Source organism: Clostridium neuense, from assembly GCF_045310695.1.
In the GTDB taxonomy this organism is placed as follows: domain Bacteria; phylum Bacillota; class Clostridia; order Clostridiales; family Clostridiaceae; genus Clostridium_S; species Clostridium_S neuense.
In genome coordinates, this window is record NZ_JBJIAA010000005.1 from 243,647 (window position 1) to 265,354 (window position 21,708).

At 30.9% G+C, this 21,708-nt stretch carries 18 protein-coding genes; 14 read left to right on the top strand and 4 right to left on the bottom strand.

Annotated elements, in window-relative coordinates:
• Positions 1-17: 17 nt before the first annotated feature.
• The 6 genes from ACJDT4_RS07810 to ACJDT4_RS07835 all read left to right on the top strand — a co-directional run bounded on the left by ACJDT4_RS07810 (position 18) and on the right by ACJDT4_RS07835 (position 8,468).
• Positions 18-1,343, top strand: coding sequence for an MFS transporter (locus tag ACJDT4_RS07810; RefSeq protein WP_406786987.1), 1,326 nt, complete (start codon positions 18-20; stop codon positions 1,341-1,343).
• Positions 1,344-1,588: 245 nt separating this feature from the next.
• Positions 1,589-2,458 (top strand): Ig-like domain-containing protein, encoded by an 870-nt coding sequence (locus tag ACJDT4_RS07815; protein WP_406786988.1) that lies wholly within the window; start codon positions 1,589-1,591, stop codon positions 2,456-2,458.
• Positions 2,459-2,773: 315 nt separating this feature from the next.
• Positions 2,774-3,712 carry an ABC transporter ATP-binding protein gene (locus ACJDT4_RS07820; RefSeq protein WP_406786989.1) on the top strand — a complete coding sequence of 313 codons (939 nt, stop codon included), beginning with the start codon at positions 2,774-2,776 and terminating at the stop codon, positions 3,710-3,712.
• 100 nt (positions 3,713-3,812) lie between these two features.
• Complete coding sequence (locus tag ACJDT4_RS07825; protein WP_406786990.1) at positions 3,813-4,553, top strand: ABC transporter permease; 741 nt, start codon at positions 3,813-3,815, stop codon at positions 4,551-4,553.
• On the top strand, positions 4,554-5,543 hold the full coding sequence (locus tag ACJDT4_RS07830; protein WP_406786991.1) for an ABC transporter permease: 990 nt from the start codon (positions 4,554-4,556) through the stop codon (positions 5,541-5,543).
• 333 nt (positions 5,544-5,876) lie between these two features.
• On the top strand, positions 5,877-8,468 hold the full coding sequence (locus tag ACJDT4_RS07835; protein WP_406786992.1) for a winged helix-turn-helix domain-containing protein: 2,592 nt from the start codon (positions 5,877-5,879) through the stop codon (positions 8,466-8,468).
• Between the two features lie 275 nt (positions 8,469-8,743).
• Here ACJDT4_RS07835 and ACJDT4_RS07840 read toward each other — a convergent pair whose 3' ends face one another.
• Positions 8,744-10,078: an acyl-CoA thioester hydrolase/BAAT C-terminal domain-containing protein gene (locus ACJDT4_RS07840; protein WP_406786993.1), complete on the bottom strand. Its 1,335-nt coding sequence runs from the start codon at positions 10,076-10,078 to the stop codon at positions 8,744-8,746.
• A gap of 199 nt (positions 10,079-10,277) precedes the next feature.
• Between ACJDT4_RS07840 and ACJDT4_RS07845 the strand changes: the two genes are divergently transcribed.
• On the top strand, positions 10,278-10,895 hold the full coding sequence (locus tag ACJDT4_RS07845) for a TetR/AcrR family transcriptional regulator (protein WP_406786994.1): 618 nt from the start codon (positions 10,278-10,280) through the stop codon (positions 10,893-10,895).
• Between the two features lie 245 nt (positions 10,896-11,140).
• Here ACJDT4_RS07845 and ACJDT4_RS07850 read toward each other — a convergent pair whose 3' ends face one another.
• Both ACJDT4_RS07850 and ACJDT4_RS07855 read right to left on the bottom strand, forming a co-directional pair.
• The gene (locus tag ACJDT4_RS07850) at positions 11,141-11,578 is read right to left on the bottom strand and encodes a MarR family winged helix-turn-helix transcriptional regulator (RefSeq protein WP_406786995.1); all 438 of its coding nucleotides are present in this window, start codon (positions 11,576-11,578) and stop codon (positions 11,141-11,143) included.
• Positions 11,579-11,587: 9 nt separating this feature from the next.
• A complete protein-coding gene (locus tag ACJDT4_RS07855) occupies positions 11,588-12,793 on the bottom strand; it encodes an MFS transporter (protein ID WP_406786996.1) in 1,206 nt (401 codons plus the stop codon).
• A gap of 186 nt (positions 12,794-12,979) precedes the next feature.
• Here ACJDT4_RS07855 and ACJDT4_RS07860 point away from each other — a divergent pair, with 186 nt between their 5' ends.
• From ACJDT4_RS07860 to adc, 6 genes are all read left to right on the top strand, one after another.
• Entirely contained in the window at positions 12,980-14,176 is a 1,197-nt protein-coding gene (locus ACJDT4_RS07860) for an MFS transporter (protein WP_406786997.1), read from the top strand.
• 367 nt (positions 14,177-14,543) lie between these two features.
• On the top strand, positions 14,544-15,500 hold the full coding sequence (locus ACJDT4_RS07865) for a sensor histidine kinase (RefSeq protein WP_406786998.1): 957 nt from the start codon (positions 14,544-14,546) through the stop codon (positions 15,498-15,500).
• A gap of 453 nt (positions 15,501-15,953) precedes the next feature.
• Positions 15,954-17,348 carry an aldehyde dehydrogenase family protein gene (locus ACJDT4_RS07870; protein WP_406786999.1) on the top strand — a complete coding sequence of 465 codons (1,395 nt, stop codon included), beginning with the start codon at positions 15,954-15,956 and terminating at the stop codon, positions 17,346-17,348.
• A gap of 72 nt (positions 17,349-17,420) precedes the next feature.
• Entirely contained in the window at positions 17,421-18,074 is a 654-nt protein-coding gene (locus tag ACJDT4_RS07875) for a CoA transferase subunit A (protein WP_406787000.1), read from the top strand.
• Positions 18,075-18,740 carry a 3-oxoacid CoA-transferase subunit B gene (locus ACJDT4_RS07880; RefSeq protein WP_406787001.1) on the top strand — a complete coding sequence of 222 codons (666 nt, stop codon included), beginning with the start codon at positions 18,075-18,077 and terminating at the stop codon, positions 18,738-18,740.
• Positions 18,741-18,793: 53 nt separating this feature from the next.
• Positions 18,794-19,534 (top strand): acetoacetate decarboxylase, encoded by a 741-nt coding sequence (gene adc / locus ACJDT4_RS07885; protein ID WP_406787002.1) that lies wholly within the window; start codon positions 18,794-18,796, stop codon positions 19,532-19,534.
• A gap of 427 nt (positions 19,535-19,961) precedes the next feature.
• On the opposite strand, the gene ACJDT4_RS07890 is transcribed toward adc, so the two are convergent.
• The gene (locus ACJDT4_RS07890; protein ID WP_406787003.1) at positions 19,962-20,771 is read right to left on the bottom strand and encodes an ABC transporter substrate-binding protein; all 810 of its coding nucleotides are present in this window, start codon (positions 20,769-20,771) and stop codon (positions 19,962-19,964) included.
• A 309-nt stretch (positions 20,772-21,080) separates the two neighbouring features.
• Between ACJDT4_RS07890 and ACJDT4_RS07895 the strand changes: the two genes are divergently transcribed.
• Positions 21,081-21,272 (top strand): ferredoxin, encoded by a 192-nt coding sequence (locus tag ACJDT4_RS07895; RefSeq protein ID WP_406787004.1) that lies wholly within the window; start codon positions 21,081-21,083, stop codon positions 21,270-21,272.
• Positions 21,273-21,708: the final 436 nt, after the last annotated feature.

The window sequence follows — 21,708 nt, forward strand, 5'->3', positions numbered from 1 at the left end:
TGAGGGGATGAAGTATTGTGGAAGATAAGATTTTGCTAAAGGAAAAGCTTGCTTATTCAGCTGGTGATGTTGGCTGTAATTTTATATATGCATTAGTTAGTTCGTTTTTAATGATTTATTATACTAACAATGTTAAGCTTGGAGCTGCTGCTGTTGGTACTTTAATATTGATAGCAAGACTTTTAGATGGTGTTACAGATTTAACTATGGGAGCGATTATTGATAAAACTAATACTAGATGGGGAAAAACTAGACCGTGGATCTTATTTAGTGCACCGCTTATGTGTATTGGCTTAATACTTCTTTTTAATGTTCCAATGGGCTTTAGTCAAAATGGGAAGTTGATTTATGCATATATCACGTATATTTTTCTAATGTCGATTATATATACAATAGCAAACCTGTCATATTGTACACTGCTTTCTAGAATATCAGATAATATACAGGAACGTTCTGTTTTAAGTTCTATTAGATTTTTCTTTGTTATAATACTTACTATTACCTTGTCAATGATTACAAATCCACTGGTAGAGAAATATGGGTGGACAAAAATATCAATTATTTATGGTATTCTTGCATTTATATGTTTATTTATCACCTTTGCCTTTACAAAAGAAAGATGTAACAATGATAAACAAGAAAAAATGGAGCTTAAAAAGGGATTTGCCTCTTTAGCGAAAAATAAGTACTTTTTCTTTCTTGCAATTATGTTTGTCATTACTTACACAGATTTAGGTGTGTATTCTGGTTCAATGCTTTATTACACGACTTATGTTATTCATGATGCTAACTTGATGGGAATGCTTACGTTATCGTTTTATGGACCTATGGTAATTGTATTTGTATTTTTACCTAAGCTTATAAGTATGTTTGGTAAGTGGAAAATTATGATGGTTGGCTTGCTTCTCAAACTAATAGGCTCTATTATTATGGCGCTTGATCCCAGCTCTTTTCAGTTTGCTGTAGCTGGTAGTATTGTAAAAGGTGCTGGTATGGCTCCAATATTAGTTGGAATTTTTGCAATTGTTGCAGACGTTGTAGATTATGGTGAGTGGAAAACAGGCATACGTGTGGATGGTTTAATTAACAGTTGCGTAAGCTTTGGAATGAAATTAGGGGGAGGCATTGGAACTGCTATTCTTGGATGGATTCTTGCATGGGGAAAATATAATGGTTCTGCTAAAGTGCAGGTAGAATCAGCATTAACTTCAATTAAAATTTCATTTGTGTATTCAGGAATTGTACTTGCTATAGCAGCATTAGTTGTAATGTACTTTATAAATATTGATAAAGTTGCAGGTAAGATGAAAAGCGAACTTAATGCTAAAACAATCTCTGACTAAAAGAAAGAGCCTATAAAGTTTAAATTTAACTTTATAGGCTCTTTCTTTTAGTATATATTGCTTGCTTTAATAATAAATATGTTTATATTAAATAGCTACAAAAGGTACTTTCGTATAACTTGTGAGGTTTATGTCATAAAGTTGAAAAATAACCATAATATTATTGAAAACCATTATTTATAACACTATACTAGTTAATGTAAAGCACGGTAAGCCTTGCAAATACACTAGGAGGAGAATAAATTATGAGAAGAAATTTAAAAGGAGCGTTAGCAGTATTTTTATTTGTTAGTGTTGGATGCTTTCAAGGAGCGCATGCTGCAAGTATAAAAAATAATAATAAGAATTTAAATGGAAAAGTACAATATAGGGCTGCAAGACAAGTTGGTTTAAATAATAATGAAACATTAACATTAAATAAAACCACAGATTCGTTAACAGTAGGAGAAGGAGATAAGTTAACGGCATCACTAAATAATGTTAGCATGCCATTTGTGGAGTGGATTTCAAGTGATCCATCAGTGGTATATGTAGAGCCTAATGGAGAAGTAACAGCAAATGAAGCTGGACAAGCAACGCTAACTGCAAAATGCGGAGAATTGACTGCAAGCTGTGTTGTAACTGTAAAAGATGGAACTGGGTCCAAAATAAAATTAAATAAAATTATAGATATACTAAATACAGGCGATGTTGATCAATTATCAGTGCAGGCAACTTCGGATAACATTGCTAGTGAAGTTAAATGGAGTACAACTAATCCATCAATAGCAAAGGTGGATGCTAATGGAAAAGTAACAGCTAGTGGACGAGGAACAGCATGGATAACAGTATCATATGGTTCAAAGATAGAAGGTACATGCATGGTAAATGTTTCAGATGGTGAACAATTTGCAATAAATAAAACTACAGAAACATTGCAGGTAGGAGATATGGATACTCTTACAGCAACGCTAAATAATAAAGTTGATAGAGATGTAACTTTTATGACAAATTCATCACGTGTGGCTACAGTAGATGGAAATGGAAAGTTAATAGCAACAGGAAAAGGAACAGCAGTAATAATAGCAGTAAGTAAAGATGGAACTATGGCAGCATGCACAGTAACTGTAGAATAATTCAAAAATAATGCGAAGTAACAATGCTTCGTCGTATTAAAAAGGTTCTATAAATCTAATATAAAAAAATCCTAAAATTCTAAGAGGCTTCAATAACTCGCTGAGAAAACGCTCAAACAGATTGAAGTCTCTAAGGATTTTAGGATTTTTTTATCAAGATTTATTAGAACCTTTTTAAACTGTTCCTTCAGTATTGTTACTTCACACTTCTTTTATTTCTCAAAAATCAACCTTTAGAATCAATCTTTCGGTTGATTTGTTTTTTTGTCTTTTTTGTTACTATAGCATCAAGGAAGCATTGAAGGGAGATAAAATATGGAAAATATAATAGAAGTGAAAAACTTAGAAAAAGGCTATAAGGACAAAAAAGCAGTAAAGGGAATTAGTTTTGATGTAAGAAAAGGAGAAGTATTGGGTTTTCTTGGACCAAATGGTGCCGGGAAAAGTACAACTATAAATATATTAGCTACAGCTTTAAAAGCTGATGGTGGACAAATTAAGTTTAATGGGCAAAATGTTAAGGAAAATACGCTTTATGTTAAAAAAAATATAGGAATAGTTCCACAAGATTTAGCAATATATGAGGATATATCAGCAGAAAGAAACGTGAAATTTTTTGCAAGCTTATATGGTATCAAAGGAGAAAAATTAAAGGAAAAGGTAAAGGAAGCACTCCAGTTTGTAGGATTATATGATAGAAAAAATGACAAGCCAAAAACTTTTTCGGGTGGTATGAAAAGAAGACTTAATATAGCATGTGCTATAGCTCACAATCCAAAGCTAATAATAATGGATGAGCCTACTGTTGGAATAGATCCTCAGTCAAGAAATCATATTTTAAATTCTATAAAAAATCTTCAAAAAGGAGGCGCAACAATAATATATACAACTCACTACATGGAAGAAGTAGAGGAAATATCAGATAGAATAATAATAATGGATCATGGAACTATTATCGCTGAAGGAACAAAAGAAAAGCTTAAAGAAAATATTCAGGATGAAAAGGTATATGTTATAGAAACTGATAACGCAGAGAAATTAAGTGATGATGATTTCTTTGAGGTTGAAGGTGTTAAGAAGGTGACTATATTAAAAAATAGAGTTGAAATAACATGTTTAAACACTGTAGAAAATCTGGATAAGTTAATTATGACTATGATGAATAAGCACTGCAAAATAAACAATGTAACAACTAATTCAGCTTCACTTGAAAGAGTATTCTTAAATCTTACAGGAAGAAGCCTTAGAGACTGAAAGGTAGAGTAGAGAGTAGGGAGTAGAGAGTAAAGTGAAGGAGGATTTTTCTTCATTTCATTCAGAAAAATCTTTAATTATTTATAGGGAGGAAAACAAAGTGAATTTATTTAAGATATTTAAAATGGACTTTATGAATACTGCAAAGAATCCAACACTTTTTCTTTGCAATACAGTATTTCCGCTAATCATTATATTAATAATGGGGTTCATAACTAAAGGAAGCTATGGAACTAAGGTCACGTCTTATGATTATTATGGGGTTACAATGACAATTTTTTTTGTATTTAATATAGCAACTACGGAAGCTAATACTTTTATGGAAAAGAAAATTAAACAAGGAAATGTTAGGCTTATTTACTCGCCAACCTATACTTCAAATATATTCTTGTCTAAGATATTAGCTTGCTCTGCTTTTGCAGGGATATGCTATACAATTTTAATGCTAGTAGAGGATAAGGTTTTTAATATAAAGCTTGGAGGAGAAAATTTTATATATGTTTTAATATTAATTCTGTTTTTTATATTTTTTATGTGCTGTTTTGGGGCATTTATGTGCTGTATTTTTAAAAGTGAAGAGGCCACAAATAAAATTGTTGCACCGCTGCTTACGGTGTTTGGAATATTTGGAGGAATGTTTTTTCCTATAGATAGCCTTGGCAGTGCAGTACAAAAATTATCTTATATATCACCATTAAAATGGATAAATGACTGTATGCTAAAAATAATCTATGACAAAGATTTTTCTATGTTTGCACCAACAATGGCAATACTCGCAGTAGGATCAATAATATTAATGCTTTTGTGTAAAGCAATTTTTAAACCGGAGGCGTATATATAAATGAATTTATTTAATATATTCAAAAACAATTTTTATAGACTATTAGCTAAAAAAGCAATAATTTTAGTTGCAATTGTATTTGTTCCACTTATGATAGTTGGAGGAGTTTATTTTAATTCCAAAATGGAGGCTAAGGCAAGCATAGCAGTGGTTACATCCAATAAAAAATTGAATATAAGTAATAAATATATGAGCATGAAGGTAGTGAAAGAAAAACCTACTATGTCAGATCTTGTATTAAATAAATACGATGCTGTAATTGAGGACAATGGAAAAGGCGATTTTAAAATTACCACGATTAAAAGTGATAAATTAAAAAATCAAATCGAAGGTTTTTTGAAAAATCCAAGTTCAGTCACTAAAATGCCAAATTCAAAAGATAAAAGAGGGGTTGGAACAAGTATAATTGGTTTTTTAATAATGATAGTTTTGATTTTAGAAATTAATCTTATGCTTTTTTACCCAGAGGATAGGGATTTTGGAACCTTTAAAAGAATATTAATTTCACCAGTTAGCGGAAGCAAGTATTTAATGTCCCAAGGAGTTTTTGATTTTTTAGTAGCCTTTGTTCCAACTTATGTTGCTGTAATATTAGTTAATGCCGTGTTTAATGTAAATATTGGCTTTAGTTATATCCAGTTTGGAGGACTTTTGGCATTACTCATGTTACTTGGTACAGCTTTTGCACTTTTTATAACTTCACTTATAGACGATGTAGATAATGCAGCTATGCTTGGCAATGCTATAATTCTAATAACCTCTATTCTTTCAGGAACTTTTTATTCTTTTACAGATGATAATAAAATTTTAAATACTTTAGTTTCGGCAATCCCATTTAAGCCTTATTTAGCTTTAGTTCAAGGAATTGAGAATGGTAAAAGCTTAACAAATTATTGTGGAGAATTAACTTATGTTTTAGCTGTAATTTTAGTACTATTTAGCCTTGGAACATTTATTACAAAAAGAAATTTGAAAACTGGAAGATATTAATTGATATATTATAGTCCGGAGGTATAAAATTAGGGTATGCTTGAAGCAGAGTAGAGAGTAAAGAGTAGAGAGTAGAGTGAAGGATGATTTTTCTCCGTTAACACTACGAAAAATCTAAAACTTAATGCTCACGCATGGCGTAAAGCATAGTGTTCAGCGCAGCTGAACTATAATAAGTTATAAGATTTACCTGAGAGAAACGAAAGGTAAATCCACCTTCACTGTACTCTCTACTCTGTACTCTTTACTCTGAGATTTTTAAGATTACTTGTAAAATTTAAGATATTTACACTTTTAATATTTCAGGTGTATACATATATGTAGGGTGATTGTATGAAGAATGAATTTAATTTAATAAGAACAAAGCTTATAGCACCAATTCCTAGGAAGAATTGTATAAAAAGAGAACGGCTTATTAATGATATATTTGATTATAAAGTAGCAATAGTTAAGGGAGCAGCAGGTAGCGGAAAATCAACACTTCTCTCTTCTTTTATAAAGGATAAAAAGCTTAAACATGTAAAATGGATAAATCTAGATGAAGATAATAATGAAATCTATTCATTTTGGTATTATTTTATAGAAGCAATTTCAGATTATTTGCCAGGAGAAAGTGAAAAACTTATTAACAACCTAAATGGAATGACAAACAATAATGAAATCCTTGAGATAATATCTTATATAATAAATAAAATGTGTGTGGAAGAAGATATTTTGATAGTATTTGATGATTATCATCATATCAAAGAGAAAAACTTAAATTCTACAGTAGAGTATCTTATAAAATATTCACCTCAAAATGTTCACTATGCATTTTTAACGCGTGAGGAATTCCCGATTTATTTAGGGGAACTCAGGGTTAGGGGCGAGCTTTTAGAAATTGATGAAACTGAGCTCAAGTTTTCAAAGGAGGAATGCTTAGATTTTATGCATAATACGCTGAAGATTGATATATCTGAAGAAGCCTTGAATAAGATTTTTACTATTTCTGAGGGATGGATAGGTGGACTTCAATTTACTGCTTTAGCATTAAAAAATAAGGGACATATTGAAAAAATCAATGTTTTAAATAAGTATGTCATTGAATATTTGACAGAGGAAATATTAAAAGGACTTAATTTGCGCGAGAGAGAGTTTCTTATAAAAACTTCTATACTTAAATATTTTAATGCGGATTTAACAGATTATGTGTTAGAAATAAATGATTCGGCAGATATAATAAATTCTTTGGTTGATAAGAATTTGTTTATAATAACTCTTAATGAAGAAGAAACTGCGTTTAGGTATCATCATCTTTTTAATGAATTTTTAAATATGAGTTTTAATAAATTGGCTGATGAAGAAAAAAGTAAGCTTCATTTAAGAGCATATAATTTTTTAAAGGAGAATGGAGATATAAGTGAAAGTATAAGACATCTTTTTTCAATAAAAGCCTATGACAGGGCAATACCTTTAATAGAAGAAAACATTTCATCTCCAGAAGCTTGGACATTTATAAAGGAAATGCCACTTCAAAGCTTAATAACGAGCAATGAACTTGTAGTGCAGCGAATTTTTTATGATTTTTCAAGTATTCAGGTAGATGAGTGTAAGGGCATAATAAATTATATTGAGAAAAATGGTTCAAGGGAAGCCAAGTTACTTGCTAATATATCCAAAATATATGTTTACAATTATTGCAGCGAAATTAAAGAAGAGGATTTAAAATTAGTAGAAAAGCTTAAGGTAAGCGAAATTACAAAGGCAGTTATATATCTTAATATGCAGCTTGTATTTTTGAGCAAGAATGAGTATGAAAAGGTAATGAAATATGCAGTGGAAGCTGATAAAATTGCTGGAAAATATAATATGTTTTTTTTAAGTGTTTTTGCAAAATGTCAAATAGCACTTATACTTGAGGACATGGGCGAGTATTCTAAAGTTATGGAAAAATATAGAGAAATAAAAATTTTGACCGATAAAAGTGGATTTAATGGTGCATATAAAAGTCTATATTACCTTGGCATTGCAGGGATATATATGAAGAGATATGAGATAGCTAAAGCAGAAAAAAGTTTAAGCTTAGCAGCAGAAGAAATAGAGAAAAAACACTCATTTACAAAGTTTGGAATTATTTATAATCAAATGGAGCTTAGATTTATAAAACAAGAAATTGAAGAAGGAAAAAAGATTGCAGATGAGCTTACAAAAGTATATATAGATTCTTTTATACCACTTCAAGGTTATACAGTTAAACTTAAATACATGCTTCCAATGAAGTTTTATGAAAAAGAAGATTTGCAGCAGTTTAAGAATATATTTGAAAGAAAAAGAAGAGAATGGAAATATATAAGACCTGAGGATAAAATAATTTATTCAAGAGTGCTATATTTGCTTTCAAGTAAGCAGGAAGCGCTAAAAGCCATAGATGAAATTTTAGAATATTGCAGAAAATACCATGTAAAAACTAATCTTATAGATGGACTCATAGTTAAAATAATGATTATCAAAGATGATTTTGAGCTTAAGAAAAGGGAAATATATAATTTGCTTAGAGAAGCCCTTCATTACAGTATAGAAAATGGTTATTTAACAGTGTATATAATTGAAGGGAAGCCACTGCTTCAACTTATTAAAAAGCTTAAAAATGATAAAGATATAGAACTTACAAATAAAGAAAAAGAGTTCGTGCAAAAGATAATTGATATAGAGGAGCCAAGAAAAGCTAATAAAGAGGATGAACTCTTAAGTGAAAGAGAAAAAGAAGTTTTAAAGGTGCTTTGTGAGGGACATTCAAATAAGGAGATATGTGAAATACTTAATATATCCTTAGCCACGGTGAAAACTCATCTTATTAATATTTATTCTAAACTGGGGGTGTCAAACAGAGTACAGGCGGTTGAAAAGGCTAAGAAAGTGCAAAGTAACAATGCTTCGTCACATTAAAAAAATTCTATAAATCTAAAGCAAAAAAATCATAAACTGTTCCTTCAGCATTGTTACTTTGCTTCCACAGTGGTGCAAGGAAAAAATTCCTCCGTTCCTACGGAATTTCAGATGTAAGCTTGTATAGTCCATGATATATAAATCTTTATATGAAAATAGCACCATTTATACATTTTAGATTTTCTGCAGTGAAACGGAAGAAAATCATCCTAAATTCTGAATTGTGCATTGTGAACTGTTAACTGATTTAGTTCGCAATAGTTTTAAATTACAGTTTAACAATTATTGGTGTCACAGTTCATATTTCCTATTCTCCAGCTATTCAAGAATTCAATTGTTTCCCTCCAAGAATCAACACAAGCTTTTGACCAATCTTCTAAGTTACCATTGCATTTTTTTAAGGAGGATATGGCTTGAAATGGAAGTGTAAGCATGTGACCAGCTTTTTCATATGTGCAATGCTTATAATTGTATTTGAATTTTTTTTCGGCTAATCTTTTCGATGCTATTTCACAATGTAATAGTGATGGCCATATATTATCTGATGCCGAAGATAACATTAAAATTGGACCGTTTATTTTTTCTATTGCAATTGAAGCTGCACTTGTATCTCCTCTTTTAATTAAATTTTTATACATCCAGGGCATGAGATTTTTTTGTCCAAGAAGCTGTTTAATAACCATTTGTACAAGTAAGGTCATAGAAAATTTTAAAAAAGGGAGCTCCTTGTTTTCATATGTCCATGATGATTGGTGAGAAGGCATTGTGTCTTTTAATCCTTCATATACATAGCAGCTTGGAACATTTGCAATAACACAATTTAGTTCTTTAAAAAGAGAGCCTGCAAGAAGAACTAATTCCCCACCTTTTGATCTCCCATAAATGGCAATGTGATTTTCATCAACAGTATTCTGCATTTTTAACCAATCAATAGCATTTTTAATTATTTCAAGAGGTATTTTATTTAGATAAGGCGAAGTTCCTTCCATTCCGAAGTAGCATACTGCAAGTGCAGAGTAACCTTTTGCTGCAAAGACCTCTGAAATTGCTTGAGCTTTTTCAATTCTCCCATCACTTCCGCTTACGACAATAATCGCAGGTCTTTTTTCAATTTTATCGCTTGTAAAATAACGTGCCACAAGATTTTTATTTATAATTGTCTCACTTTTTATTGTTTCATCACAAAACAATCTTGTATGCTCTTGTGATGCTAAAACTCTATCATTAATTTCAACGGTAAAAAGAACAGTGTAATTTCTATTTTCACTAACTTCATCAAGCTTTTGAGTAGGGATACATTTATGGAGCTCTTTTATCCTCATAGAATAAAAGAGTCCCATAGAATTACAAGTTTTGTAAGTCCCTTCAATAGGGGCAGTGTTTTTTAAATCAATATTCCCATTATTATCTGTCATAAAGATTCCATAGGCTTCCCATATTGAACTCTTTCCCTGTTCTGTCATACCGGTATTTATGCAATAATAGTCCTTACTAATTGCTCGAATAAGCACTTTTTCATTTTTAGGCAATCCATCTATTTTTATGTCTACTGTTTCATCTATAAAAGATTTTTCTGGAGTGATTTTTATATTACAATTGTTTTCAATCATATTTGTCCCTCATTTCATTAATTCATATAGAAAATTAAAAGCCTACAACCGTTGTTTATTTTAAAAATAAATTAAAATGAACTTTATTTCATTTTAAGCTCCTCAAATATAAAAGTCAATATTAAAATGAACTTTATTTCACTTTAATATTGACTATAGATCTAAGTGGTCATAAAATTGAATTATAGGAGGATGCAGAATGGAGAAAAAGCGAAAAAGAGCTGTTCAAAAAAGAACATTAGAAAATAAAGAAAAACTCATAACTTCTGCCGATAAATTATTTAAGGAAAAAGGTTTTTATAATACTAATTCCAAAGAAATAGCTAGTAATGCAGAAGTATCAACAGGTGTTTTTTATAATTATTTTAAAGATAAGATAGATATATTTTTGGAGATTTTTCAGGGTGATTGTGATTATTCTTATGCGTTATTAGAGGAGCTTGTTGATAAAGCTTTAATAAATACTGAAGCTTCAAGTGAAATTTTTAAAGCATATTTGCAGGTTGGGATAGAAAGCCTCTATAAAAGCGGTCACATATATGAAGAGATAGATAGCTTAAAAAAGGAGTATGCTCAAGTAGAAATAATATTTCAAAATCACAATGAAAGAGTAAAAAAGCTGCTTAAACCATTTTTCGAAAGTGCTGGTAACGGCAAAGCTTTAGTTAATTTTGAATTAAAGTATGACATATTAATTAATACAATTAAGGGGAATGCCAGTGTTATTACTAGGATTGAGGATGAAAAGTATAGAAATGAGTATGTAGATGGTTTAATAGAGATGATTTATAAATTTGTAGTTGAAAATGCGAAGTAATAATATGCTTCGTCACATTAAAAAAATCTTATAAATCTAAGATAAAAAAATTTATTAGGATTTTTTTAAACTGTTCCTTCAGCATTGTTACTTCGCTTCCACAGAGGTGCAAGGAAAAAATTCCTCCGTACCTACGGAATTTTAGAGGTAAGCTTGTATAGTCCATTATATATAATGGCGGCAGCAATAAGTTCTAGATTTTCTGTAGCAAAGCGGAAGAAAATCTAGAACTTATTGCTGCTTTTTTAGTGTGACAGCTCATCTTTTCCGTTCCCTAAGGCTTTCCACAAAAAGTCTATAGAAGCTTCTATTTTTTCATCATTACTGCCTTGTGATAGAATATCAATCCATTTATTTCTGATTTCTAATATTTCAGGGATTATATCTTTTGCTTTATCTGTTAAATAGAGTTTATATGCTCTTGCATCTTCTTTGTCTTCTTTTTTAGTTACATATCCAAGATTTATTAATTTTTTAATAGATTTTGCAGACATTGATTTGTCTACATATAATTTTCTGCTTATTTCATTTTGATTTATACCCTCATATTTGCTAAGTGAAAGTAAATATGGATAAGTTGCCATGGATAGGTCAAATTTTTTTAGTTCTCTATCAAAATAAGTTTGAGCACATCTATATAGGCAGCCGGTTAATCCGATTAAATCAAGTGCTTTGTTATCCATAAATTCTCCTTATAATCGTTGTGTATTTTCAGTATTTTTTAAGATTTTATGTTTTTCTTTTGATGAGTACAAGTAATATATAACTATGCCAGCAAATAATATAACTCCGCAGCTATAAAAAAGAGGAGCTAATCCAAATTTACCTGCTATTGTTCCACCTATAATTGGTCCTAGTCCTTGCCCAGCATCATAGCCAATAAAATAGGTGCTTGTTGCGACGCCTACTCGACTAGGTCCTAGTTTTTTTACGCAGGTAGCTTGAAGCGCTGGAGAAAGTGAACTTTGTCCAATTCCATAAAAAATTGCTGCCAAAAGTATCATCAAAAGAGATTTAGAACTTCCAAGCAATACTGCTGCTACTATGGCCAAGATAAAAGCTGGAAATGCTATAATTCCGAGACCTTTCTTATCAAGTATTTTACCTGAAATTGGTCTAATAATAAGAATTACAATAGCGTTTACTGTAAAATAATAACCAATGTTTGTGATGTGCTTTTCATCACCTATTAAAGCTAAAAAGCTGCCTATAGCTCCATTCATAAAAGTGAATAAACAAGCTAGAACAGCAAAAATAATTAATCTTTTATCAAAAAAATCATCAATTTTAATTTGAAATTTATGTGCATTTGAAGTTTCTGTATTTGGGTTTCTATATGGAATCATGGTAATAAGAATTACTGCAATCATAATAATAACACAAGACGCATAAAATACATACTTAAATCCAAATTGTGATGAAATTTTGAGCCCAAGATTTGGACTTATTGCAGTTGCAAAAATGTAGCCCAATCCCAAAAATCCTATTCCTTCACCTATTCTTTTTTTAGGGATGTATGTTGTAGCAAGTGCATTATTTACTGTAACACTCATGGAAAATGATATACCTTGAACAATTCTAAAGAAAAAAAGTGAGTACATATTAGTTGATATCCTTAAACCTAAGGCAGAAAGGGATAGAAAAATAGTTGAAATAATTAGTAACTTTTTCTTGTTGAATTTATCAGTTGAAAATCCAGCAAATGGACGAATAGCAATAGATGTAATGGCAAAGACGCCTGCGATTAAACCAGCAATAGACATAGTTGCCCCTAAGCTAATTGCGTATTTAGGCAGTACCGGTGTCATCATAGTAAAACCAGTAAATATAAGAGCATTTATTATTAGCATTAAAATATATGAAGAATTCCACAGCTTTTCTACTTCTGATTCTTTCATTAAAATGTCACCCTTTCTTAATAAATAGTAATATTTGTTAGTATTTGTTTTTAATTAACCATAATCTGGGTTTATACATGTATAGGATATCACAATATGGTTGACCGTTCAACTATATTGTGATATTGTATAGGTGTTAAAATTGTTAGGCTTCTAACATGTTTATAAGGATAGGAGAAATTATAAATGAAGGGAACAGAATTAAACCTAGAAACAAAAAAAGGTGAAAAATTATGGAATGTTAATTTTATTAGTTTATTAGGAATTAGTATACTTACATTTTTAGCATTTTATCTTGTCTATCCACTATTATCAAAGTATTCTATAGGCCTTGGAGCTTCCTTAAGTATGGCAGGCGTAATTGTAGGTTTGTTTTCGCTTACGGCTCTTTTTATCGGACCCTTTGGAGGAATACTTACAGATAGAACTAGTAAGAAATATGTAATGATAATTGGTACTTTTATAAATGGTATAGCAACCTTAGGTTATAGTTTGGCGCCTAATATTGGACTTTTAATTTTCTTTAGAATATTGCATGGAGCTAGTTTTAGTATTACCAGTGCTACTAGTGTTGCTTGGGCAATAGAGTTCATACCAAAAGAGAGAATGGGAGAAGGCATAGGTTACCTTGGAATTAGTCAAATTATTGCAACTGCCTTTGGACCTGAAATAGGAATAGAAGCCTCAAACAGATTTGGAATCTCTAAAACCTTTATGGTATCAGCAATACTTATAATAGTAGCAGCATTGTTTATGAATTTTTTACCTAACAAAAGTAAGCCAATTAAAAAAAATACTCTGACTAAAAAACGTGCTATTCATCTAAAAGATATTATTGCATTCGAAGTATTACCATTATCTTTTTTCGGCGGTTTGTTTTTTATGGGAAATGGGCTTGTTACCTCATTTTTAGTTTTAATTGGTGAGCAGCGTAAGATAGCTGGAGTGGGAATGTACTTTGTAGTAAATGCATTGTTTCTTATTTTTACAAGACCTGTGGCTGGAAAACTCTATGATAAAAAAGGTCTTGCAACTGTTTTATATCCAGCACTACTGTGTGGCATTGTTGAAGCCTTGCTTCTCGGTCATGGAAGTTTTCTTTGGATGATAATCTTGGCTGCAATTTTTAAAGCATTTGGACAAGGATTTGCTCAACCTGCGCTGCAAGCAGAATGTTTTCATAAAATGGGAAGCGAAAAAAGAGGACTAGCTTCAAGTACATTCTTTATTGGTGCCAATGTTGGTCAAGGTGTAGGACCTTTAGTAGGAGGCGTTGTTGCTTCTAATCTCGGATATGACTGGGTATTTAATATTAGTGCTTTAATGTTGGTATTTGGGATTGTATGTTATACAATATACAATAGAAAAGAAGCTGTGAAGTAATAATGCTTTGTCGTGTTAAAAAAGTCCTATAAATCTAAGATTTATTAGGGCTTTTTTAAATCATTCCTTCAGCATTGTTTCTTCACTCCCATGGTAGTGCAATGAAAAAATTCCTCCGTACCTACGGAATTTTGGCATGAATCTTTATAAATTTTAGATAATAAATCGTAAAAATCTTAGAGAATTTAATTTGTTTGGATAAAGTAATGATCAAATTGTTTTATCCATTTTTTTAATGAAATTTTAATATTCAATTGCTAAAATACCTATTTCTTTAATTGATATAAATAGAGCAAAAGTAAGTGCTGAAATTATGAATGAAATAATGTGAGCTTTTGTATGTGCATTTGCACTTGCAGGTTCTCTTTTGGCAAGTATTTTTATAAATGCTATGCTTAGAGATAATTTTAAGGTATATGGAGTGAGAGTTAATATATTTGAGGTGCTGCCAATAATAATTACTGTAGCATTTGTAATAATTTTAATGTTAAGTAGTATTTATGGTGTAATAAGAAGGACAAAAAATATATCACCAGTAGAGGTATTTAAGATAGGAATGCCAGTTAATAATAAAAAGGGGACTACCTTAAAAGTAATAGAAACTAAATTTACTCCAATAAGTCAGGCACTTAGAAAAATATTTTATTACAAGAAATTATCTATAATATTGTTTTCGGTATTATTTGTTTGCTCTTATGTAGTAGCTTTCTCGGTTATAAATTATAATGACCTTTCTAAGTTATCTGAAAAAACTAGCTTTTGGTTCGGGCTTGATAATGTACAGTATAGAATAAGGATAAAGGATACAAAAAAGACACCGGATATTTTGGAGTGGATTAAAAAGAATGATAAAATAAAAAATTATGTGGACGCATCCTTTCAATATGGAAAAATTGGAGTAGCAAAAAATGAGATAGATTTAGAACTTAAAAATAAAAATATAAAGTTTATCTGGGACAAGAATATTCCTGAGGGAATCATAAATATAGATGAAATAAGAATATATCAGGCAGTTTTTAATCTTATAAGTAATTCGATGAAATATAGTAACGGTAATTTAACAATAAATTTTAAATCGTACATAGAAAACAGATACCTATTTATTTACATTCAAGATAATGGAGTAGGTATATCACTAGAAGATATGCCTTATATATTCAATAAATTTTACAGAGGAGACAAGTCTAGAAATTCACGTATACAAGGTTCAGGGTTAGGACTTTCAACTTGTAAGTATATCGTAGAAAAACATGGTGGAGAAATTTACTGTAAAAGCTTGCGAGACAGCGGTAGCACTTTTTATTTTACTATTCCAATAGCTTAAATAGCTCGATTATTTATTATATCTCTAAATGTTAAGAGTTAATGAGAAAAGCATTAATGGCAAATACTATGCTTATTATTCAAAAGAAATGGTACTTTAGCTTTAAGTGATAACTGACATGGGAGGGGGTGTCGTATTAGCATATTCCTTACGCTAATACGACACCCTTTATATATATTTTTAAATTTATAGACAATTATGATTAATAGCAAAATTGCGAATAATATGTAAAATACAATATACAATATTCTTAGATATAATGTAATAAAATTAGCTTACATTCATATGATATGATAACGTTTTAGTTGTTTATAAACGTTTTTTTGAGGGTTCTTGGCTAAATTTATATAATTAAGTGATAGTATATTTAATGTAAAGTAAGATAATTTACTGTCTAACATGTTAGCGTTAAATTAAATGTTTATTAATTTTAAACTTTAAGGAGGTACAATTATGAGTAAAAGTACATTGGTATCTAAAGATTTGGGATTAGAAACAAATGTTAAAGATGTTAAGGATTGTAATAATTATTATTTGACTTTAGGAGTTTTTGAAGACATTAAAGATGCTATTGATAAGGCTATATACGCACAAAAAAAATTAACTATTCGCTATACGAAAAAGGATAGAGAAAAGTTTATAGATGCAATAAGAAAGGCTACATTAAAAAATAAAGAAAAATTAGCGGAAATGGTTTTAGAAGAAACTAAAATGGGAAGATATGAGGACAAAATATTAAAGCATGAGTTGGTTGCTAAATATACGCCAGGTACAGAGGATTTGGTAACAACCGCTTGGACAGGAAATAAAGGACTTACAGTAGTAGAAATGGCACCTTATGGTGTTATAGGTGCAATAACGCCTTCCACTAATCCAACTGAAACAGTTATATGCAATAGTATAGGGATGATAGCTGCAGGAAATGCTGTAGTATTTAATGGACATCCAGGTGCAAAACAGAGTGTAGCATTTGCTGTAAAAATGATAAATAAAGCTGTTGTTTCATGTGGAGGACCAGAAAATTTGGTAACGACTGTAAAAAATCCAACTATGGAAACTCTAGATGTAATCATAAAGCATAAGGCAATAAAACTTTTATGTGGAACTGGAGGACCTGGTATGGTAAAAACACTTTTGAAATCTGGTAAAAAGGTTATAGGAGCGGGTGCAGGAAATCCTCCTGTAATTGTAGATGATACTGCTGACATAGAAAATGCTGCAAAGAATATTATAGAGGGCTGCTCTTTTGATAATAACTTACCTTGTATTGCAGAAAAAGAGGTATTTGTTTTTGAAAATGTAGCAGATAAATTAATAAATAACATGCTTCAAAACAAAGCTATAATTATAAATAAAAATCAAACTTCAAAACTATTGGATTTAGTATTACAGAAAAAAGCTGAAACATTAGAATATACAATAAATAAAAAGTGGGTAGGAAAGGATGCAAAATTATTTTTGGATAAAATAGGGGTTAAAGCACCTTGTGATGTTAAATGTATAATTTGTGAAGTAGATGCAAAGCATCCATTTGTAATGACGGAACTTATGATGCCAATACTTCCGATTGTAAGAGTGAAAGATATTGATGAAGCAATAGAGGATGCTAAAGCAGCAGAACAAAATAAAAAGCACAGTGCTTATATGTACTCGAGAAATATAGATAATTTGAATAGATTTGAAAATGAAATAGATACAACCATATTTGTAAGAAATGCAAAATCTTTTGCAGGAGTAGGCTACGGAGCAGAAGGATTTACTACCTTTACTATTGCAGGTGCTACGGGAGAAGGAATAACTTCTGCAAGAAACTTCACAAGACAAAGAAGATGTGTACTTGCAGGCTAAGAGGAGTTGAGATTTTAATAACATTTGATTAAACTTCGTGCCTTGAGCACAATAAAAGGGATGATAGTTAAAATGAAAAAAATAGTTAAGCTAGAAGATATAAAGCATATTTTTAAAGATGGAATGACAATTATGGTTGGTGGTTTTTTAGATTGTGGAACACCAGAAAACATTATTAATTTACTAGTTAGCTTAAATATTAAAAATCTAACTATTATAAGCAATGATACTGCTGTTCCAGGTGAGGGAGTAGGAAAGCTTATTGGGAATGGACAAGTATCTAAGGTAATTGCTTCGCATATTGGAACTAATGCTGAAACAGGTAAAATGATGAATGAAGGCAAAATAAAAGTTGAACTTTCTCCGCAGGGAACTTTAATTGAAAGAATACGAGCAGCTGGTTCTGGTTTAGGGGGTGTATTAACACAAACTGGTTTAGGGACAGTTGTAGAGCGAGGAAAAAGAAAGATAACAATAGATGGAAAAGAATATTTGTTAGAACTCCCACTGGCAGCGGATGTTTCAATAATAAAGGGTAGTGTTGTAGATGAATTCGGAAATATTTGCTACAGGGCTACAACTAAAAATTTTAATCCGTATATGGCAATGGCTGGGGCAACAGTTATAGTAGAAGCTGAAAAATTAGTAAAATGTGAAGAATTAAAAAGAGAGTATATAATGACACCGGGGGTACTAGTAAATTATATAGTAAAGGAGGCAGTTTAATTGATTGAAGATAAAACATTAGCAAAGAAAATAATTGCTAAAAATGTTGCAAAGCAATTAAAGGACGGGCAGGTTGTAAACCTAGGCATAGGACTTCCAAGTTTGGTTGCAAATTATGTACCAAAAGAGATGAATATTGTTTTTCAATCCGAGAATGGTATGGTTGGTATGGGAGAAATAGCAGCATCAGAAGATAAGGATGAAGAAGTAGTAAATGCTGGTGGACAATGTGTAACGTTACTGCCGCAGGGTGCATTCTTTGATAGTTCAATGTCTTTTTCACTTATTAGAGGTGGTCATATTGATATTGCTGTTCTTGGTGCTTTAGAAGTTGATGAAAAGGGTAATTTGGCCAATTGGGTTGTGCCAAATAAGATGGTGCCTGGAATGGGAGGTGCCATGGATTTAGCAATAGGTGCAAAAAAGGTAATCGTAGCAATGTTGCATACTAGAAATGGAAAACCTAAAATTTTAAAGAAATGTAGGCTTCCCCTCACTGCAAAAGCTCAAGTAGATTTAATTGTTACAGAACTTTGTGTGATACAAGTAACAAATGATGGACTGGTATTAAAAGAGATTTGTAAAGAGACAACAGTTGATGAGATTAAGTCATTAACAGAAGCAAATTTAATTATCCCAGATAATTTAAAAACTATGAGCATGTAGATTTTAGCTTTAAATATTTTAATGAAAGATTTAGAAAAGAGTGTGAATATTTTATGTTAGAAAGTGAAGTGTCTAAACAAATAACAACTCCACTTACTGCTCCGGTATTTCCTAAAGGTCCATATAAGTTTTTTAATAGAGAATATTTAAATATAGTTTATCGTACTGATTTAGAAGCGTTAAAAAAGGTAGTACCAGAACCATTAGAGGTAGATGGAGGATTTGTTAGATTTGAAATGATGGCAATGCCAGATGCAACTGGATTAGGTTCATATACTGAGTGCGGGCAAGCTATTCCTGTAAAATTTAATGGGGTTAAAGGTGACTATCTGCATATGATGTACCTGGATAATGAACCGGCAATTGCAGTTGGACGAGAGAGCAGTGCTTATCCTAAAAAACTCGGTACTCCGAGATTATTTGTTGATTCCGATACTTTAGTTGGAACTTTAAAATATGGAACTTTACCAGTGGCCACTGCTACGATGGGATACAAATATGAAGAGTTAGATATTAAAGAGGCATACAATCAGATTTCACGTCCTAATTTTATGGTAAAAATTATTCAAGGGTATGATGGAAAGCCAAGGATATGTGAGCTTGTATGTGCGGAAAATAAGAATATTACAATTCATGGTGCCTGGACTGGTTGCGCACGTTTGCAGTTATTTAGCCATGCACTAGCTCCTTTAGCTGATTTACCTGTATTAGAAATTGTGTCAGCTTCACATATTATTACAGATTTAACTTTAGGAACACCTCATGTTGTGTATGATTATCTTTCGAAAAATTAATATGGTGAATTTTGATAAAGTACTGCCACTTTTTTATTCATGTGAAGCTTTATTGTAAGTATCCTTTAGTGTAATTTGTTATGAAAATAATAATTTAAAATTGGACAAAGTACTTCAATTGATTTAAATTTTATAGGAGGATGTTAAAAAATGTATGCTATAGTTTTTACCATGCTACACATAAAGACTTGTGAGCGATTCGTAAAAAAGAATACCTATGTTTTTAACATGCTCCTATAATAAAAATTATATAGAAAATGTGGATTTTGCAAAGTTTTCTATATGGTTAATAGTCTCTCGATCGTTTAAGTTATTATAGTCTCGTAGGATTTTAGAATTTTTTATCTTATTCTACAAGGATAATGGGGCTTACGCCCAAACCACTTGTATGTGTATGCGATGAAGCATTGTTACTTCGCACTTTTTTTTACTGTTCTGCATATATATCAAGTCCAAACCACTTTTTAGATATTTTTGATAGAGTACCATCTTTTTTTAGTTCATTCATTGCTTTGTTATAAGCATCTCTTAAAGCTTTATCATCTTTTCTAAAAGCAACTCCTATTGGTTCTTTCGACAAAGAAGATTTTAATTTTTTAAACTTTCCTGGAGCAGTAACGTTATAATAATCTCCAACCATAGGGTCAGTTACAACTGCTGCTGTTCTTCCGTTTTCAAGATCTAAAAATGCGTCTGTCATGGCCTCGTATTTTTTTACATCCTTAAGTCCAGACAATTTACTAAGTACATCTTGAGCAGTTGTTCCAGCTTGACAGCCTATTACCTTGCCAGGAAAATCTTTATCGCTTTTTACAGTAGTATTATCTGATTTTACAAATATAGCATTACCGCCATATATGTAAGGATCACTAAAAATCATTGCCTTTTTTCTATCATCCGTCATACTTACACTTGATTGAATTAAATCAAATTTTTTAGATTTAAGAGCAAGAAAAATTCCATCCCAAGCATTTGGAACAAATTTAACCTTTACTCCAAGTTTTTTACCAACTGCATTTGCAATATCAACGTCAAAACCTTCATTAATACCAGTTGACTTATTTTTAAATTCCATTGGAGGATATGTGTTATCAATACCTATAACCATTTGACCGGCTTTTTTTACTCTATCAAGAGAGTTATCGCCAGAAGATGTACTGGTAGTTTTGCCACAGCCAGCTAAGGTAACAAGACTTAAACACAGAACGAGCATTATGGTGATTATTTTTTTGGGCATTTTTATGCACTCCTTTATAATAAATTTACTATTATTATGTGATAAAAAAGGATAAATATAGAGGGATAAGTAAAAAATTTAAATACAAACAAATTATTGAACAAAATATAATTTTGCAAATGATTAATTAACAATATGTTAACATGTTTTAAATATAATTGCAATATTAACATTAAAAATAAGAAAAAGATATATGATTTTAAATTTGCTGAAAGTTTTTTTGAAACTATTTTGTTGAGTTTTATTTGAATAAAAAATAATTAGTTGGCTATTATAAAGAGTATGAATAAACATAGTGGAGGCAGTATAATGAAGGCTAGTGTTGATAAAGGTGTATGTATTGGGTGCGGATTATGTCCAAATCTTTGTAATGAAGTTTTTCAAATGGATGATGATGACGGAAAGGCATTTGTTAAAATTACAGATGTGCCTAGAGAATCAGAGGAAGGTGCAAAAGAGGCAGAAGAATCATGCCCGGTTAATGCAATCACGGTTATTTAAAAAAGTGCGAAGTAACAATGCTTCGTCGCATTAAAAAAATTCTATAAATCTAAGGCAAAAAAATCGTAAAATACTAAGAAATTTCAATAACTCGCTGAGAGAACGCTCAAACAATTAAAATATCTAAGCATTTTACAATTTTTCAGCCAAGATTTATTAGAATTTTTTTAAATCGCTCTTTCAGCATTGTTACTTCGCTCCCACGGTGGTACAAGGAAAAAATTCCTCCGTGCCTACGGAATTTTAGGTTGGTTGTAGAATTAAGATAAAAAACTATTAATTCGTTCGGTCAACTGAACATCACATTGTGTTTTTTTATAATTTTAGATTTATCTGACGAGAGTAAGATAAATCATCCTTTGGATCAATGTCAATATTTTAGACACAAAAGGTCGAACTTTTTATGCAATTTTTTTTGATAACTCCTCACATTGTT

Bases quoted from the DNA above. Each gene is read 5' to 3' on its own strand.
- ACJDT4_RS07815 (WP_406786988.1), top strand. From the start codon at position 1,589: ATGAGAAGAAATTTAAAAGGAGCGTTAGCAGTATTTTTATTTGTTAGT.
- ACJDT4_RS07820 (WP_406786989.1), top strand. From the start codon at position 2,774: ATGGAAAATATAATAGAAGTGAAAAACTTAGAAAAAGGCTATAAGGAC.
- ACJDT4_RS07830 (WP_406786991.1), top strand. From the start codon at position 4,554: ATGAATTTATTTAATATATTCAAAAACAATTTTTATAGACTATTAGCT.
- ACJDT4_RS07835 (WP_406786992.1), top strand. From the start codon at position 5,877: ATGAAGAATGAATTTAATTTAATAAGAACAAAGCTTATAGCACCAATT.
- ACJDT4_RS07840 (WP_406786993.1), bottom strand. From the start codon at position 10,078: ATGATTGAAAACAATTGTAATATAAAAATCACTCCAGAAAAATCTTTT.
- ACJDT4_RS07845 (WP_406786994.1), top strand. From the start codon at position 10,278: ATGGAGAAAAAGCGAAAAAGAGCTGTTCAAAAAAGAACATTAGAAAAT.
- ACJDT4_RS07850 (WP_406786995.1), bottom strand. From the start codon at position 11,578: ATGGATAACAAAGCACTTGATTTAATCGGATTAACCGGCTGCCTATAT.
- ACJDT4_RS07855 (WP_406786996.1), bottom strand. From the start codon at position 12,793: ATGAAAGAATCAGAAGTAGAAAAGCTGTGGAATTCTTCATATATTTTA.
- ACJDT4_RS07860 (WP_406786997.1), top strand. From the start codon at position 12,980: ATGAAGGGAACAGAATTAAACCTAGAAACAAAAAAAGGTGAAAAATTA.
- ACJDT4_RS07870 (WP_406786999.1), top strand. From the start codon at position 15,954: ATGAGTAAAAGTACATTGGTATCTAAAGATTTGGGATTAGAAACAAAT.
- ACJDT4_RS07875 (WP_406787000.1), top strand. From the start codon at position 17,421: ATGAAAAAAATAGTTAAGCTAGAAGATATAAAGCATATTTTTAAAGAT.
- adc (WP_406787002.1), top strand. From the start codon at position 18,794: ATGTTAGAAAGTGAAGTGTCTAAACAAATAACAACTCCACTTACTGCT.
- ACJDT4_RS07890 (WP_406787003.1), bottom strand. From the start codon at position 20,771: ATGCCCAAAAAAATAATCACCATAATGCTCGTTCTGTGTTTAAGTCTT.
- ACJDT4_RS07895 (WP_406787004.1), top strand. From the start codon at position 21,081: ATGAAGGCTAGTGTTGATAAAGGTGTATGTATTGGGTGCGGATTATGT.